We start from the raw sequence: 17,019 nt of genomic DNA on the forward strand, positions 1-17,019 counted from the left end.
TCAATTCATTGCCAGAAGCGACACCCTTTGCCTGATACGACGCTGACGCGTCTTATTTACGCCCCGACCACCTTCGCCACCGCTTGGGCGAAACGTTGCATCCCTTCATCGATATCCGCATCATCCACCACCAGCGATGGCGCAAAACGCATCACATCCGGCCCAGCGTTCAGCACCATTACGCCAGCCTCGGCACCCGCATAAAGAAAATCACGCGCCTGACCTTTGTACTGAGGTTTCAGCTCCGCGCCAATCAACAACCCCATGCCACGAATATCGCTAAACACATCAAACTGCTGATCGATCTTCTGCAAATGGTCAACAAAACGCTGGCATTTCGCCTGAATGCCTTCCAGCACTTCAGGGGTATTGATGATATCAAATGCCGCACCCGCGACTGCACAGGCCAGTGGATTACCGCCGTAGGTGGAACCGTGAGAACCAGGATGAAACGCTGAAGCAATCTCCGCCGTGGTCAGCATGGCGCTAATCGGGAAGCCGCCGCCCAGGGCTTTCGCAGAGGTCAAAATATCTGGCGTCACGCCGTAGTGCATATAGGCAAACAAATCGCCAGTCCGCCCCATTCCACACTGCACTTCATCAAACACCAGCAATGCATGATGCTGATCGCACAACTCACGCAAGCCCTGCAAAAACGCTGGCGTCGCCGCCGTCACGCCGCCCTCGCCCTGAATCGGCTCAACCACCACCGCGCAGGTATGGTCATCCATCACCGCTTTCACTGCGTGAAGATCATTAAAAGGCACGTGGATAATATCTGCCGGTTTCGGCCCAAAGCCGTCGGAATATTTTGGCTGCCCGCCCACAGAAACGGTAAACAACGAGCGACCATGAAAGGCGTTATGGAAGGCGATGATTTTGGTTTTGAACGGACTATGACGCACGCAGGCGTAGTGACGCGCCAGTTTAAAAGCGGTTTCGTTGGCTTCCGTACCGGAGTTCATAAACACCACGCGTTCGGCAAACGTCGCCTCAATCAGTTTACGCCCAAGACGCAGCGCCGGTTCATTGGTGAAAACGTTGCTGATATGCCACAGAGTTTCCCCCTGGGTTTTTAACGCTTCCACCAGCGCCGGATGGCAATGGCCTAACGCCGTTACCGCAATCCCGCCCGCGAAATCGACATACTCTTTGCCTTGCTGATCCCAGACTCGGCTGCCCTGACCTTTTACCGGAATAAACTCTGCCGGAGCATAAATCGGCAGAATCACTTCATCGAAAGTCGCGCGTGTAATTGCTATTTGTTCAATTGCCATCTCATGATCACCCTGTTACGCATAAATCAATGTGAAATTATAATCACAAAATATGCATAAAAAATCACTTGATAGCAATCAGAAATCAGCGATGCAGGAAATTAGCCAGCAGTTGATGTCCTTGTTCGCTAAGAATACTTTCTGGATGGAACTGCACACCTTCCAGATCCCACTGGCGATGGCGAATCCCCATAATCTCGCGGGTTTCGCTCCAGGCCGTCACGTCAAAGCACGCTGGTAATGAGTCAGGTTCCACCACCAGCGAATGGTAGCGCGTCACAGTGAGTGGATTCGCTAGCCCCAGGAATACGCCCTCACCGTTATGTGTAATCGGCGAGGTTTTGCCGTGCATGACCTTTGCGGCGCGCACAACTTTGCCACCAAAAGCCTGTGCCATCGCCTGATGACCGAGGCAGACGCCAAGGATCGGCAAGCGCCCGGCATAGTGACGAATAACGTCAAGGGAGATCCCGGCTTCATCTGGCGTACAGGGGCCGGGTGATATGACAATTTTTTGCGGTTTAAGGGCGTCGATATCCGCCAACGTCAACGCATCGTTGCGCTTAACCAGCACATCGGCCCCCAGTTCACAAAAGTACTGGTAGAGGTTCCAGGTAAAAGAATCGTAGTTATCAATAAGCAGGATCATGGCGGCTCCGGTACGAAAGAACCGCGCTATTTTACTCAGATTCCCCGGCTTCGCTTACCACTTTGCTAAATATCATCTGCAGCGCGGTAAGATCACCCATTGCCCCACTCTGATTCGCCTGATTCCAGGCCTCTTCACCAATACCTTGCCAGTTCAGTTGATATCCGGCATGAATCGCCAGTTGTTCGAAGAAGATCCGCTGCGCCAGACCGCTTCCCGCACGGAATGGATGCAGGACGTTGATTTCACAATAGTAGTGCGCCAGCCGCTCGACGAACTTCGCTTTCTCCAGGCCAACCAGATAACCTTCTTCCTCCAGATCCTGCATCAGGGCATTGCCCTCTTTTTCGATATAGGCAAAGTGGCAGAACGGCGTATCGCCCTGATAAATATCGACTTCGCGTAGTTGCCCCGCCCAGTCGAAAATATCCTGATAAAGCTGGCGATGAATAGCGCGCAAATGCGGTAAACCGCGCACCAGCGGACCAAGCTCAATGGCCGCAGCACGCAGCGCCGTCATTTCGTAAGCAGCCTGTTCCAGCCGCTGCTGCTGGCGGATATTCAACCGATTACGCATGATATCAAGGCCAGGATAAAGATACGGATCGCGCCCTTCGCCGAATTTATCGCTCATAGTGCCTCCTCAGCTCTTCAAGGCGTGCTAAAGCCTCTGCGGCAGTAAGAGTGACTAATGGCATCTCGACGCCTTCAAGGCGGCGGCTGGCCTGGAAATTACGATTACGCTGAAGCTCCCAGAGACGGGACTTTTGCTTATCGGTGAGTTTCTTCACTTGATGCCTCCCTGAACGTGTCCGTTTGCCACAAGTATAAGCGGCAAATCCAGGTTACGCCGGGAGAGCAGAGGCGCGGGCAAGATTACCCGCGCGAGAAATCCTTACGGCAGGACTTTAGCGGAAAGGATAACTACCGGTTTTGACGGCACATTCTGGTACGGGCCAACATCATGGGTTGGGACCTGGGAAATCTTGTCAGCAACATCCATGCCTTTCACCACTTTGCCAAATACCGCGTAACCGAAATCACGCTGACCGTGGTCGAGGAAGGCGTTATCGGCAACGTTGATAAAGAACTGGCTGGTGGCGCTGTCTTTGTCGGCGGTACGCGCCATCGCGATGGTGCCACGGGTGTTACGCAGACCGTTATCAGCCTCATTTTTGATCGGCGGATTCGGTTTTTTCTGCTGCATCTGCTCGGTAAATCCACCACCCTGAATCATAAAGCCCGGGATCACCCGGTGAAAAGTGGTGTTGTTATAAAAGCCGCTGTTCACATAATCGACGAAATTTTGCACTGATACTGGCGCTTTCTGGCTATCCAGCTCCAGTTCGATATTACCAGCAGAGGTTGTTAACAATACGTGCGGATCCCCTTTCGCTGCCATTGCTTCAGGTGAGAGAGCAGAAAGAGCGAAAACAGCTACAACAGCTGCCAGGGTCGATTTGAACATGAGATTTCCTTAACAGAGCAGAAAAAAAGCAAGTGGAGAGATTCTAAATAGCCTTCAATGACAAGGCCATTCCTTTACCTAATTTTACGCACTTGAAATATATGTAACCTGATGATCACGTATATTTCGTGATGAGAATCACCTTAAATATTGCAAATTAGCAACCGTTTGCAATTAAATATTTAATCAGATCACAAAATCACCTAAAATCGCCCGCTCGCAGCATATCCACTATGCCATTTTATCTTTTAACGCAGGCCAATCATGACTAACAGCAATCGCATCAAGCTCACATGGATTAGCTTTCTCTCCTACGCACTGACCGGTGCGTTGGTTATTGTCACCGGGATGGTGATGGGAAACATCGCCGATTATTTCAATCTGCCTGTTTCCAGTATGAGTAATACCTTCACCTTCCTCAATGCCGGCATTTTAATCTCTATCTTCCTCAACGCCTGGCTGATGGAAATCGTCCCGTTGAAAACGCAGTTACGTTTTGGCTTTCTCCTGATGGTGCTGGCGGTTGCCGGTTTGATGTTCAGCCACAGCCTGGCGCTGTTCTCGGCGGCGATGTTCATTCTCGGGGTGGTTAGCGGCATCACCATGTCGATTGGTACGTTCCTGATAACGCAAATGTATGAAGGGCGTCAGCGCGGTTCCCGCCTGTTATTTACCGACTCCTTCTTCAGCATGGCCGGGATGATTTTCCCGATGATTGCCGCGTATCTGCTGGCACGCAGCATTGAGTGGTACTGGGTTTATGCCTGCATCGGGCTGGTGTACGTCGCTATCTTTATTCTGACCTTCGGCTGTGAGTTCCCGGCTCTGGGTAAACATGCGCCAAAAACTGACGCTCCGGTAGCGAAAGAAAAATGGGGGATCGGCGTGCTGTTTCTCTCCATTGCGGCACTGTGCTACATCCTCGGCCAGTTAGGTTTTATCTCCTGGGTGCCGGAGTATGCCAAAGGTCTGGGCATGAGCCTGAACGATGCAGGTACGCTGGTAAGCAACTTCTGGATGTCGTACATGGTTGGCATGTGGGCATTCAGCTTTATTCTTCGCTTCTTTGATCTGCAACGCATTCTGACCGTACTGGCTGGTCTGGCTGCGATTCTGATGTATGTCTTTAACACCGGAACACCGGCACATATGGCGTGGTCAATTCTCGCCCTGGGCTTCTTCTCCAGCGCGATCTATACCACCATCATCACCCTGGGTTCACAGCAGACCAAAGTACCATCGCCAAAACTGGTTAACTTTGTCCTGACCTGCGGGACCATCGGCACCATGTTGACCTTTGTGGTTACCGGACCGATTGTTGAACATAGCGGTCCGCAGGCGGCACTGCTTACAGCAAACGGTCTGTACGCTGTCGTCTTTGTGATGTGCTTCCTGTTAGGTTTCGTCAGCCGCCACCGTCAGCACAACACCCTGACCTCTCATTAATTGCTCATGCCGGGCGGCGCTATCGTCGTCCGGCCTTTTCTTCTCTTCCCCCGCAACGTGCCTTCATCTCTATAAAACCTTTCATTTTGTGTGTTTTTTACACAAACATGAAATATCAGACAATTCCGTGACTTAAGAAAATTTATACAAATCAGCAATATACCACTTAAGGAGTATATAAAGGTGAATTTGATTTACATCAATAAGCGGGGTTGCTGAATCGTTAAGGTAGGCGGTAATAAAAAAGAAATCGAGGCAAAAATGAGCAAAGTCAGACTCGCAATTATCGGTAACGGTATGGTCGGCCATCGCTTTATCGAAGATCTTCTTGATAAATCTGATGCGGCCAACTTTGATATTACCGTTTTCTGTGAAGAACCGCGCATCGCTTATGACCGCGTACACCTCTCGTCTTACTTCTCTCACCACACCGCCGAAGAGCTGTCGCTGGTGCGCGAAGGCTTCTACGAGAAACACGGCATCAAAGTTCTGGTCGGCGAACGCGCTATCACCATCAACCGTCAGGAGAAGGTGATCCACTCCAGCGCCGGGCGTACCGTTTTTTATGACAAGCTGATCATGGCGACCGGTTCCTATCCGTGGATCCCGCCAATCAAAGGTTCTGATACCCAGGACTGCTTTGTCTATCGCACCATTGAAGACCTCAACGCCATTGAATCCTGCGCCCGTCGCAGCAAACGCGGTGCCGTTGTTGGTGGCGGCCTGTTAGGTCTGGAAGCCGCTGGCGCGCTGAAAAACTTAGGTATTGAAACCCACGTTATTGAATTTGCCCCTATGCTGATGGCAGAACAGCTTGATCAGATGGGCGGCGAACAGCTGCGTCGCAAAATCGAAAGCATGGGCGTGCGCGTTCACACCAGCAAAAACACCCTTGAGATTGTGCAGGAAGGTGTTGAAGCGCGTAAAACCATGCGTTTTGCCGACGGCAGCGAGCTGGAAGTTGACTTTATCGTCTTCTCTACCGGTATCCGTCCGCGCGATAAACTGGCAACCCAGTGTGGTCTGGACGTAGCTCCGCGTGGGGGTATTGTCATTAATGATTCCTGCCAGACTTCCGATCCGGATATCTACGCCATCGGTGAATGCGCAAGCTGGAACAACCGTGTATTTGGTCTGGTAGCACCTGGCTACAAAATGGCGCAGGTCGCCGTTGACCACATTCTTGGCAGCGAAAACGCCTTTGAAGGTGCTGACCTTAGCGCCAAGCTGAAACTGCTGGGCGTAGACGTAGGCGGTATTGGTGATGCACACGGTCGCACGCCTGGCGCACGTAGCTACGTTTACCTCGACGAAAGCAAAGAGATCTACAAACGCCTGATTGTCAGCGAAGACAACAAAACCCTGCTCGGCGCGGTACTGGTGGGCGATACCAGCGACTACGGTAATCTGCTGCAACTGGTGCTGAACGCTATCGAGCTGCCGGAAAACCCGGATTCCCTGATCCTGCCAGCGCACTCTGGTAGCGGTAAGCCGTCTATCGGTGTTGATAAACTGCCGGACAGCGCGCAAATCTGCTCCTGCTTCGACGTCACCAAAGGTGATCTGATTGCTGCCATCAACAAAGGCTGCCACACCGTTGCGGCGCTGAAAGCCGAAACCAAAGCGGGTACTGGCTGCGGTGGCTGTATCCCGCTGGTCACTCAGGTACTGAACGCGGAACTGGCGAAACAGGGCATCGAAGTTAACAACAACCTGTGCGAACACTTTGCTTATTCGCGTCAGGAACTGTTCCATTTGATCCGCGTTGAAGGCATTAAAACCTTCGAAGAACTGCTGGCGAAACACGGCAAAGGCTACGGTTGTGAAGTTTGTAAACCGACCGTCGGTTCGCTGCTGGCCTCCTGCTGGAACGAATACATTCTGAAGCCGGAACATACTCCGCTGCAGGATTCTAACGACAACTTCCTCGCTAACATCCAGAAAGACGGCACCTACTCGGTGATCCCGCGTTCTCCGGGCGGTGAAATCACCCCGGAAGGGCTGATGGCAGTGGGTCGTATCGCGCGTGAATTTAATCTCTACACCAAAATCACCGGCTCCCAGCGCCTGGCGATGTTTGGCGCACAAAAAGACGATCTGCCGGAGATCTGGCGTCAGCTGATTGAAGCAGGCTTCGAAACCGGTCATGCCTATGCGAAAGCACTGCGTATGGCGAAAACCTGCGTGGGTAGCACCTGGTGCCGCTACGGCGTTGGCGACAGCGTCGGCCTCGGCGTGGAACTGGAAAACCGCTACAAAGGCATCCGTACTCCGCACAAAATGAAGTTCGGTGTCTCCGGCTGTACCCGTGAATGTTCAGAAGCTCAGGGTAAAGACGTGGGTATTATCGCCACTGAAAAAGGCTGGAACCTGTACGTTTGCGGTAACGGCGGTATGAAACCGCGTCATGCGGATCTGCTGGCGGCGGATATCGATCGCGAAACGCTGATCAAATACCTCGACCGCTTCATGATGTTCTACATCCGTACCGCCGACAAACTGACGCGTACCGCACCGTGGTTAGAAAACCTCGAAGGCGGCATTGATTACCTGAAAGCGGTGATCATTGACGACAAACTGGGGCTGAACGCACATCTGGAAGAAGAGATGGCGCGCCTGCGTGAAGCGGTAGTGTGTGAGTGGACTGAAACGGTCAACACGCCGTCTGCGCAGACTCGCTTCAAACACTTCATCAACAGCGACAAGCGTGACCCGAACGTGCAGATGGTGCCAGAGCGCGAACAGCACCGTCCGGCAACGCCGTATGAACGTATCCCGGTAACTCTGGTGGAGGACAACGCATGAGCCAGTGGAAAGACATCTGCAAAATCGATGACATCCTGCCTGAAACCGGCGTCTGCGCGCTGTTAGGTGACGAGCAGGTCGCGATTTTCCGCCCGTATCACAGCGATCAGGTGTTTGCGATCAGCAACATCGATCCGTTCTTCGAATCCAGCGTGCTGTCACGCGGGCTGATTGCGGAACACCAGGGCGAGCTGTGGGTCGCCAGCCCGCTGAAAAAACAGCGTTTTCGCTTAAGCGACGGCTTGTGCATGGAAGACGAGCAGTTTTCCGTCAAGCATTACGAAGCACGAGTGAAAGACGGCGTGGTACAGCTACGCGGTTAATGTTTTAACGGGAGGCGCAATGCCTCCCCTTTTTGCATTGTCCTGTAATGACCTTCGGTATATTGCAGGACATTTTTTAAACTTTTTGTTTTACTTTTTGTTTTTATTTTTTTAAAGGATAATCAAATGTTTACAGACACTATTAATAAGTGTGCGGCTAATGCTGCGCGCATTGCTCGCCTGTCGGCAAATAACCCGCTCGGCTTTTGGGTCAGCTCCGCCATGGCGGGCGCGTATGTGGGTCTTGGGATCATCCTGATTTTCACGCTCGGTAATTTGCTCGATCCGTCCATACGTCCTCTGGTGATGGGCGCGACTTTTGGTATCGCCTTAACGCTGGTGATTATCGCCGGTTCTGAACTGTTCACCGGACACACAATGTTCCTCACCTTTGGGGTGAAAGCGGGCACCATCAGCCACGGGCAAATGTGGGCAATCCTGCCGCAAACCTGGCTGGGTAATCTGGTCGGTTCCGTCTTTGTTGCCATGCTCTATAGCTGGGGCGGTGGTAGCCTGCTGCCGGTAGATACCAGCATCGTTCACTCCGTCGCGCTGGCTAAAACCACCGCACCGGCAATGGTACTGTTCTTCAAAGGTGCATTGTGTAACTGGCTGGTTTGCCTGGCAATCTGGATGGCGTTGCGCACTGAAGGGGCGGCGAAATTTATCGCTATCTGGTGGTGTCTGCTGGCATTTATCGCGTCCGGCTATGAGCACTCCATCGCTAACATGACGCTGTTCGCGCTCTCCTGGTTCGGTAACCACAGCGAAGCCTACACGCTGGCGGGTATTGGTCATAACCTGCTATGGGTGACGCTGGGTAATACTTTATCGGGCGCCGTATTCATGGGATTGGGTTATTGGTATGCTACGCCGAAAGCGAATCGTCCGATTGCGGACAAATTTAATCAAACTGAAACGGCTGCCGGTTAATTACTAAGGGGTTTTTACGTGGATCATTTGCCTATATTTTGCCAATTACGCGATCGCGACTGTCTGATTGTCGGCGGTGGTGATGTCGCGGAACGCAAAGCAAGGTTGCTGTTAGACGCAGGCGCTCGCTTAACGGTGAATGCATTAGCGTTTATTCCACAGTTCACCGCATGGGCAGATGCAGGCATGTTAACCCTCGTCGAAGGGCCATTTGATGAAAGCCTTCTCGACACCTGCTGGCTGGCGATTGCAGCGACGGATGATGACGCGCTTAACCAGCGTGTCAGCGAAGCCGCTGAATCTCGTCGTATCTTCTGTAACGTGGTCGATGCGCCGAAAGCCGCCAGCTTTATTATGCCGTCGATTATTGACCGCTCACCGCTAATGGTAGCGGTCTCCTCTGGCGGGACCTCTCCGGTTCTGGCGCGACTGTTGCGCGAAAAACTTGAATCACTGCTGCCGCTGCATCTGGGCCAGGTGGCGAAATATGCCGGGCAGTTACGCGGTCGGGTCAAACAACAGTTCGCCACGATGGGTGAACGTCGCCGTTTCTGGGAAAAATTGTTCGTTAACGACCGCCTGGCGCAGTCGCTGGCAAACAACGATCAGAAAGCCATTACTGAAACCACCGAACAGTTAATCAACGAACCGCTCGATCATCGTGGTGAAGTGGTGCTGGTTGGCGCAGGTCCGGGCGATGCCGGGCTGCTGACTCTGAAAGGTCTGCAACAAATTCAGCAGGCTGATGTGGTGGTCTACGACCGTCTGGTTTCTGACGATATTATGAATCTGGTACGTCGAGATGCGGATCGTGTCTTCGTCGGTAAACGCGCGGGATACCACTGCGTACCGCAGGAAGAGATTAACCAGATCCTTCTTAGGGAAGCGCAAAAAGGCAAACGCGTGGTGCGTCTGAAAGGCGGCGATCCGTTTATTTTCGGCCGTGGTGGCGAAGAGCTGGAAACACTGTGCAACGCGGGTATTCCGTTCTCGGTGGTTCCGGGTATTACCGCAGCTTCTGGTTGCTCTGCCTATTCGGGTATTCCACTTACGCATCGCGATTATGCTCAGAGCGTACGCTTAATTACCGGACACTTAAAAACCGGTGGCGAGCTGGACTGGGAAAATCTGGCGGCAGAAAAACAGACGCTGGTATTCTATATGGGGCTGAATCAGGCCGCGACCATTCAGCAAAAACTGATTGAACACGGAATGCCTGGTGAAATACCAGTGGCGATTGTTGAAAACGGCACGGCAGTCACGCAGCGCGTGATTGACGGTACGCTCGCGCAGCTAGGTGAACTGGCTCAACAAATGAACAGCCCATCATTAATTATTATTGGTCGGGTCGTTGGCCTGCGCAATAAATTAAATTGGTTCTCTAACCATTAATTTAAAAAAAATTAACTAAGGCCGGATATTTCTGGCCTTTTTTTATTTACAAACATACTTATATTAATGTTTATTTTCAGCATACATAAAACAAACTTTTAACTATACTCTAAATAATTCGAGTTGCAGGAAGGCGACAAGCGAGTGAATCCCCAGGAGCTTACATGAGTAAGTGACTGGGGTGAGCGAACGCAGACGCAGCACATGCAACTTGAAGTATGACGAGTATAATTTATTTTAATAACGCCCTGCAGTTACAGCGGCTTACAAATATAAGCATAATATTCATAGTCCGTTCACTGACGCACAATAGATATTCCTGTATCGTCTTTAGCGAGCTGTTTGCTTATATTCACATAATCAATGAATATTACTCGATATATTTTACATAGGGAATGAAAATGAACAAGTTTATTAAAGTGGCACTGGTTGGTGCAGTCCTGGCAACATTAACTGCATGTACTGGTCATATTGAAAACCGTGAAAAGAACTGCTCTTACGACTACCTGCTGCACCCGGCAATTTCTATTTCTAAAATCATTGGCGGCTGCGGTCCTACTGCACAGTAAGTCTCTGACTGAAATTAGCTAACGCTGATTTAATTACCTGACGCCCTCGGGATTACCTGAGGGCGTATTTGTTTTTGTATTAACTCCGAAAACGTCATTCACAACGATTAAACGCTGGCAATACTCTCACGCAAAATCCGCAGCACCGTCTCTTCACCACTACGATTCGGATTAATGCGAATCGCACAATGTTCTAATTGTGGATTCGCCTGGCGAAACGTTCCGGAAAGGCGGTAAAAGAGCGGCGAGATTTCATATTTCGACTCCGCACCCACCGGGTAAGGCAACGCGCCGCGCTTTTGCGCCTCTTCCAGCACCCTGGCGGCAATCGGCTGATGAAACTCCACAATTAATACTTTCGACTGCGCATTAGCAATGACGGCGTTTTTAACTTCCGGCACCGCACCACCGTTAAGTAAAGCCAGCAACCGTTCAGAAACACCCGCCTGCACCGCATGCATTACAGGCGCGAACACCAGCCCACGCAACACTTCCAGCGCCTGAGCCCCCTGAATCTGGCTGCCGCCGGAGTAAAGCGTGGCGCGAATCCGACTAATAACATCGGCATCACCTACCACCGCGCCAACACCCTCTGGCCCAAACAGCTTGAAGCAGGAGAATGTCGAAACATTCGCCCCGCATTCGCAGCCGATTCGCGCTACCTTCATCACCGCATAGTTGTCATCGGTTAACGCTGGAACGCCAGACGAGCGCAACGTTGCCAGCACATCTGCCAGCATGTAGCTGTCCTGTGGCTGCTGGCGCGTATGCTGTACTAGCGCCGCATCCGGTTGTTGCTCTTCGACGACCTGCTTAAGTGCCGCCAGGTCATTGAAATCAGCAGTGATAAGCGTCAGCCCCATCTGCTCAACAATGACCTGCGTCGTCGGATAAACAGGCGCGTCATGCACCAGAAGAAGCTGCCCCGGTTTGAGCAAAGCCGCCAGCCCGGCGCGAATTGCTCCAGTCCCCGCGCCCTGCACCAGCGCCGCGGCCTGTGCGTGAAATGCATCAGCCAGCACCTGCTCCACCCGTTGGGTAATACGCGGTTGATTCAGACCTGGAGTTAACCCTAAATCACCGCCAGTAAGAAACTCGCTGCCGGGGAAATGGCGGCAAATGCTATCCACCAGCGCAAACTGCTTTTGCTGCGCCTCAATAATCGTCAGGCTTTGCAGAGGAAACGTCTTCATCGATGCCTTCCTTAAGCCGGAACGAACAGGCCAAGCCAGTAAAGAACATTCAGCAGGATGCCGGTGATCATTACTGCCACGACCGGTGCCGCCATTTTCTGTACCGGACGGCCCAGGGATTCGTTGAGGAAGTAAATGGCAACCGCGATAGAGAATCCGGTATAACCCGCCATCTTAATTGCTGCGAAAATCGAACCGACCAGCAGCGCCACTTCCATCAGCATATTCATGGCGTTACGGATGTTATCCGACGCATTACGCACCGACGGGTAGCGCCCCAGCCATTTGCCGATCGAACGAAGCAGCAAGACTTCTGCCGAAATAACCACTGCGCCTAATACCGCTGCAACCATCGGATTCGGCGAGAGATAGCCCACCGCATAAACAAAGGTAAAGCCCGCAACTGCATATACGCCGGTGGCTAACGCGGTGGTGGCAATCAACGGCACAAACCCCAGCCCACGCATAAATTCCGCCAGTGCCGCCTGATTGATCAGCGTTTGCGATTGTTCCGGCGTTACGCCTGCGGAATATGCTTTCTCCAGTGTGAAGATCGACACTTCGCTACCAGCAAAAATCTTCATGCTGGCAACGGCGGCAATCAATGCCCCCACGATGGCGATATAGGGTAAATTTTTGATAATCCGCGACGTACGCTCTTCAAAGACGGAAAGTCCGCTTGTATCAAGATCATTTTCATCACGATGACGCAGGTCGTGAGTTATCGCGATCCCCAGCAGCATCACCATGCCAATAAAGATTTCGATGGATTCCGGATTGAGATGCGGGAAATAGCGCACTACCACCACACGGGTCATCAGCACAACCACGGCAGCGATCAGACTTTGCTTCCAGCCAAACTGGTAGAAAATCGCTACCAGCGGGAACAGTGCAAACGCTGAAACCACCGGTGAGCTTAATTCCCCCAGGCTACCTAATACATCCACCGGTAGCGCGGTCAGTAGCTGGTTTACCGGCAACAGGCAAGTAAGGATCAACACGCCCCAGATAGCGCCAAGACCAAACGCCATCAGGCTGTTTATCGCCAGTACGCCGAGGATATCGGTAGGAAGAAAGAGTAACCATGCGTTGAGTAGCCCGGTTTTCAGGGTAAAAGAGATCCCCACCGAAGCCACAAAACCAATGCTCAGACCAAAAGCGATACTCCCCGCCTCGCGACGGTTCATATAGCCTTCAATCAGTTGCGGCAGGATCGGGCGGATACCGTCATGAAAAACAGCCGCCGAGCGATGCGCCAGAAGCGATGTCATACCCGTCAGGCACGCCACCACGATAATCTGAATATACAGATCCATAGTCGTGCCTTTTATTTCAGATGGTTAATCAACATCGGAATCGCGTGTTCGACGTGCTCAACGGAAAGCCCAAACGCCACTTTTCCTTCGGCGATCATTTTGGCGATATGTTCGTCTTTCGCTTTAATGCCCGGCTTGGCAATGGTGCAACTTTTGTTATAGCCAATCACCGCGATGGCAATCGACAATGCCGCGCCCGCACCGGTATTACACGCGCCGATGTAGTAATCCAGTTGTCCGGATTTCACCTTCATCGCTGCTTCCATATCGTTATGAATGAAAACTTCAAAACAGCCTGGAGCCGTCGCTTCAATGGTTTTTTTAATCTGCTCACGCTGTAAGCCTGCAACACCAATCTTTTTCATGAGTCTGTCCTTATTGGAAAAATTGAGAGGGATTTTCACGTAACATCACATCCACATCGGCCTGACTGAATCCTGACTGGCGCAATTGCGGAATAAAGGTGGTCAATAAATAGTCATAGCCATAACCACCGTTGGCTTTTAAATGAGAGCGCCGTGTAATATCCATCGACAGCATGACGCGGTTCAGCAACCCACGGTCGCGTAGCGCATGAAGCATCGCAATACGCTTTTCGTCCGGGTAGTAACTGTTCTTACCAATGGTGTCGAACTGCACGTACGCGCCGAGATCGATCATCTTCAAAATGTTGTCGAGGTTGTCTTTCAGATCGCAGTGACCAACGGTGACGCGCGAAAGATCAACTCCGTGGGCGTGCAGTAGCGCCAGTTGTTCCAGCCCCATGGTGCTAAAAGAGGTATGTGTGGAGATCGGGCGTCCGGTCTGGTTATGTGCCAGCGCGGCGGCAATAAATACCTTCTCTTCCAGCGGCGTAATCTTTCCTTCGCTGGAGCCAATCTCCGCGATAATCCCGGCTTTCAGGTCGGTGCCATCGATACCCTGTTCAATTTCATCGACCATCTCCTGCGCCAGTTCCTGCACGCTGCGGATCGCCACATGTTCCGGGAAAAACGCATCCTGGTAATAACCGGTACAGGCCACCACGTTGATCCCGGTTTCGCGCATTACATCAAGCATAAATTGCGCATTGCGCCCCATGTAACGGTTGGTCATCTCGATCACATTACGAACGCCCTGGGCCATCAGGTCGTTCATCTCCTGGCAGATGAACCCATACTGATCAAGGCGGCAGTCCACGTTGTTTTTAAAGCCGGAGAGATCAATATGCAGATGCTCATGGGCCAGGGTGTAACCCGTCGGATCAAAACTCATAGGGTGTCTCCTGCAAACCGGAGGGAGGAAAGAAAAGAGCGACCATTTTGTGGCGGTGGCGCACGGAAAAATTCACACACGGTAGCCCCCACATCAGAAAGCGTGGTGCGCACACCGAGTTGCGTATGGACCAGCCCTTGCTGATAAACCAGCACAGGCACGACTTCGCGGGTATGGTGGCTGTGACCGATTGTCGGGTCGTTGCCGTGATCCGCCATGACAATCAGGCAGTCATCTGGCTGCATCGCCTCAACCAGGAGAGCAAGATTACGGTCAACGACCTGCAAACGTTCGGCATAACGTGCGACGTCTTCTGCGTGACCAGCGAGGTCGGTTTCCTGAATGTTGGTGCAAATAAACGCTGTCTGATGGGTGATAAATTCGTCGAGGGTGATATCCATAATCCGCTGGCTATCCACCAGGTTTTGCCAGCTCACGCCATAAGGATTGTTGACGATATCTGCCACCTTACCCACCAGCACGGTTGGCACGCCTGCTTCATACAGTTTTTGTGGCACCTGCACTTTTTCATCGACGCCATAGCCCATATGCACGACCTGGAAACCGTTGTCATAAGCGCCAGAACGCGGCGCGTTGATGCCAATAAAGCGCCCTTCTTTGCTTTCTGCGGCATCGAGAATACGCTGACTGTCGGTTAACAAGCCGCCAAATGTAATGACCCGACCGACCTGTACTTGGTCACGCACGATACGACCAATTTTGATTGCGTCGTCAAAAGAGATCACAGAGAGATTGGCTGTGATGTTATAGACTTGGCCTAAATCCGCCTCGAGATTATCGCCAATCGCAACCGCCTGATTGACCCACAGAAATTGCAGATCATCGCCACGGCGCTCCACCTGCCAGCCAGCGTTAAGTAATGCTTGCTCAACACGGTCAAGCACATCGCGAAAGGGCATCCGTAGCGGCGGTAACGGGCGCGTGCCTAAAATTTCCTGATGCCCCATAAAGGTATCGCCACCTTCATGTTGCAGCTCTGCCACGCCCCAGGTTGAGGAGTCTGACGGCTGCATATCTCCAGGCACATAACCTAATGCGTTGATTAGCCCCATTTTCTCCAGCGTTGGCAGCTGCAAATGCGGCAGCTGGCTCAGAATGTGACCACAGGTATTCGCTCCCGCATCCTGCGGACGCACCAGCGTGACATCTTTCATTGCGCCTACGCCAAAGCTATCAATCACTAACACCACGAATCGCGCCATTACGCCCCCAGAGAGTTTCCAAGACTGTCATAACGACCGACGATCTCCGGTTCGCCACGCTGAATACCCGATACCAGCACGACATCACTGCGGGTAACAAAAATCTGCGTACGAAAACAGAGCACCACCGCGCTGCTCACCGGAAACTCACCTGCTAACGGCAGGGTGTAGTCGATACTGCTGTCATCTACAGTTTTGAGATTGGTTTCAGTAATCTTTTGATTTTCTTTAGTAAAAACCAGAGCGCGGTGAGCATGACCACGACGGTAGTAACCGCCGCCGTAGCAGTAGCTGTCGCCACGGAAATGATGGGAGATTTCACTTAACCAGAGCATGGCGATACGTTCAGGCTGATCGCCCTGCTGGTTTGCCGGAATAGTGCCCGTCAGTGCATGACCGGGTTCGGCATGAGTCACACCGTATTCCGCCAGTAATGGCAGCGAAGTGCAGCTGGTCGCTGAAGGCGCGTTCAGTTGCTCAATCGCAATACCAGATTTCGCCAGTTGATCCCGTGCTTGTACCAGCGTGTGAAGATTCGGTGTCGGCAAAACTTTCCCGCTTGTTTCATCCCAAAGCAGGCAAGGGAAATGGGTAAGTCCCGCTAAATGTAGTCCCGGCAGTTTCTGGATTTCAGCGACAATGTCATGCAGCGTGTTTTGGGGAAAACCGCTCTCCTGGCCCGGATAAAGAAAATCATCGTCGCTATAAACTTTGAGCAGCACAGACTGCACACGTCCGGCATTCACCGCTGCCGCAGAGACTTCCCGCGCTTTGTCGAGAGTAAACACGGTGATGACGTCAGTTCCCTGTGCAACGGCGTCAGAAACCTGGTGACAAGGGATTTGCACCAGATGTCCCTGATGCGCCACCGGCAGACCGGCGCGGCGCATGACCCGCGCCTCTTTGTAATCCACCGCCACAATGCCGCTGTAGCCCAGTGCCAGAAGTTTTTCCGCCAGCCATGGATTACGGCCAAACTGCTTGGTCATCAGATACAGCTCAATGCCGTAAAGCCGCGCCGTCTCAATCAGCCTCTTACCGTTTTCCAGTAACTGATCCACGTCGACAACCCAACTGTCCGGGGCGATCTTGCCCTGCTGCCACAAGCTTAGTGCGGCGGAAATCAGCGCTGGGTTCTGGCGTTTCAATGCTTCTACAAACATCTTGTTGC

At 52.2% G+C, this 17,019-nt stretch carries 17 protein-coding genes; 6 read left to right on the forward strand and 11 right to left on the reverse strand.

The features are described from left to right. Positions 1 to 56: 56 nt before the first annotated feature. The 5 genes from argD to ppiA form a co-directional block, all read right to left on the reverse strand. Positions 57 to 1,277: a bifunctional acetylornithine/succinyldiaminopimelate transaminase gene (argD, locus tag FEK66_RS05825; protein WP_135495226.1), complete on the reverse strand. Its 1,221-nt coding sequence runs from the start codon at positions 1,275 to 1,277 to the stop codon at positions 57 to 59. 85 nt (positions 1,278 to 1,362) lie between these two features. After that, positions 1,363 to 1,926, reverse strand: coding sequence for an aminodeoxychorismate synthase component 2 (gene pabA, locus FEK66_RS05830; RefSeq protein ID WP_135495227.1), 564 nt, complete (start codon positions 1,924 to 1,926; stop codon positions 1,363 to 1,365). Between the two features lie 31 nt (positions 1,927 to 1,957). After that, entirely contained in the window at positions 1,958 to 2,560 is a 603-nt protein-coding gene (locus FEK66_RS05835; protein WP_131161827.1) for a putative adenosine monophosphate-protein transferase Fic, read from the reverse strand. Further along, the gene (locus tag FEK66_RS05840; protein WP_000736860.1) at positions 2,550 to 2,717 is read right to left on the reverse strand and encodes a YhfG family protein; all 168 of its coding nucleotides are present in this window, start codon (positions 2,715 to 2,717) and stop codon (positions 2,550 to 2,552) included. Before FEK66_RS05840 ends, FEK66_RS05835 begins: the two co-directional genes overlap by 11 nt. 104 nt (positions 2,718 to 2,821) lie before the next feature. Continuing rightward, entirely contained in the window at positions 2,822 to 3,394 is a 573-nt protein-coding gene (gene ppiA / locus FEK66_RS05845; RefSeq protein WP_064527557.1) for a peptidylprolyl isomerase A, read from the reverse strand. Positions 3,395 to 3,658: 264 nt separating this feature from the next. Between ppiA and tsgA the strand changes: the two genes are divergently transcribed. From tsgA to FEK66_RS05875, 6 genes are all read left to right on the forward strand, one after another. Then, the gene (gene tsgA / locus FEK66_RS05850; RefSeq protein ID WP_130208935.1) at positions 3,659 to 4,840 is read left to right on the forward strand and encodes an MFS transporter TsgA; all 1,182 of its coding nucleotides are present in this window, start codon (positions 3,659 to 3,661) and stop codon (positions 4,838 to 4,840) included. Between the two features lie 261 nt (positions 4,841 to 5,101). Next, positions 5,102 to 7,645, forward strand: coding sequence for an NADPH-nitrite reductase large subunit (nirB, locus tag FEK66_RS05855; RefSeq protein ID WP_000049213.1), 2,544 nt, complete (start codon positions 5,102 to 5,104; stop codon positions 7,643 to 7,645). After that, a complete protein-coding gene (gene nirD / locus FEK66_RS05860) occupies positions 7,642 to 7,968 on the forward strand; it encodes a nitrite reductase small subunit NirD (protein ID WP_000084764.1) in 327 nt (108 codons plus the stop codon). Before nirB ends, nirD begins: the two co-directional genes overlap by 4 nt. A gap of 126 nt (positions 7,969 to 8,094) precedes the next feature. Next, positions 8,095 to 8,901, forward strand: coding sequence for a nitrite transporter NirC (nirC, locus tag FEK66_RS05865; protein ID WP_130208937.1), 807 nt, complete (start codon positions 8,095 to 8,097; stop codon positions 8,899 to 8,901). Positions 8,902 to 8,919: 18 nt separating this feature from the next. Continuing rightward, positions 8,920 to 10,293, forward strand: coding sequence for a siroheme synthase CysG (gene cysG / locus FEK66_RS05870; RefSeq protein ID WP_130261013.1), 1,374 nt, complete (start codon positions 8,920 to 8,922; stop codon positions 10,291 to 10,293). Positions 10,294 to 10,694: 401 nt separating this feature from the next. Next, entirely contained in the window at positions 10,695 to 10,862 is a 168-nt protein-coding gene (locus FEK66_RS05875; protein ID WP_064527562.1) for a YhfL family protein, read from the forward strand. A 107-nt stretch (positions 10,863 to 10,969) separates the two neighbouring features. On the opposite strand, the gene FEK66_RS05880 is transcribed toward FEK66_RS05875, so the two are convergent. Genes FEK66_RS05880 through FEK66_RS05905 form a run of 6 tightly spaced genes read right to left on the reverse strand, consistent with a single transcriptional unit; the run spans position 10,970 to position 17,011 of the window. Next, a complete protein-coding gene (locus FEK66_RS05880; RefSeq protein ID WP_130261014.1) occupies positions 10,970 to 12,055 on the reverse strand; it encodes an aminotransferase class I/II-fold pyridoxal phosphate-dependent enzyme in 1,086 nt (361 codons plus the stop codon). An 11-nt stretch (positions 12,056 to 12,066) separates the two neighbouring features. Next, positions 12,067 to 13,371 (reverse strand): YhfT family protein, encoded by a 1,305-nt coding sequence (locus FEK66_RS05885; RefSeq protein WP_130261015.1) that lies wholly within the window; start codon positions 13,369 to 13,371, stop codon positions 12,067 to 12,069. Positions 13,372 to 13,382: 11 nt separating this feature from the next. Beyond that, positions 13,383 to 13,736, reverse strand: a complete 354-nt coding sequence (locus FEK66_RS05890; RefSeq protein WP_000719728.1) for a DUF2620 domain-containing protein — start codon at positions 13,734 to 13,736, stop codon at positions 13,383 to 13,385. 10 nt (positions 13,737 to 13,746) lie between these two features. After that, a complete protein-coding gene (locus tag FEK66_RS05895; protein WP_130261016.1) occupies positions 13,747 to 14,625 on the reverse strand; it encodes a phosphotriesterase-related protein in 879 nt (292 codons plus the stop codon). Beyond that, positions 14,622 to 15,848 (reverse strand): phosphopentomutase, encoded by a 1,227-nt coding sequence (locus FEK66_RS05900; RefSeq protein ID WP_135495228.1) that lies wholly within the window; start codon positions 15,846 to 15,848, stop codon positions 14,622 to 14,624. Before FEK66_RS05900 ends, FEK66_RS05895 begins: the two co-directional genes overlap by 4 nt. Then, a complete protein-coding gene (locus FEK66_RS05905) occupies positions 15,848 to 17,011 on the reverse strand; it encodes a YhfX family PLP-dependent enzyme (RefSeq protein ID WP_131161833.1) in 1,164 nt (387 codons plus the stop codon). Before FEK66_RS05905 ends, FEK66_RS05900 begins: the two co-directional genes overlap by 1 nt. Positions 17,012 to 17,019 lie beyond the last annotated feature (8 nt).

The sequence above is a fragment of the Escherichia sp. E1130 genome, from assembly GCF_005781065.1.
In the GTDB taxonomy this organism is placed as follows: domain Bacteria; phylum Pseudomonadota; class Gammaproteobacteria; order Enterobacterales; family Enterobacteriaceae; genus Escherichia.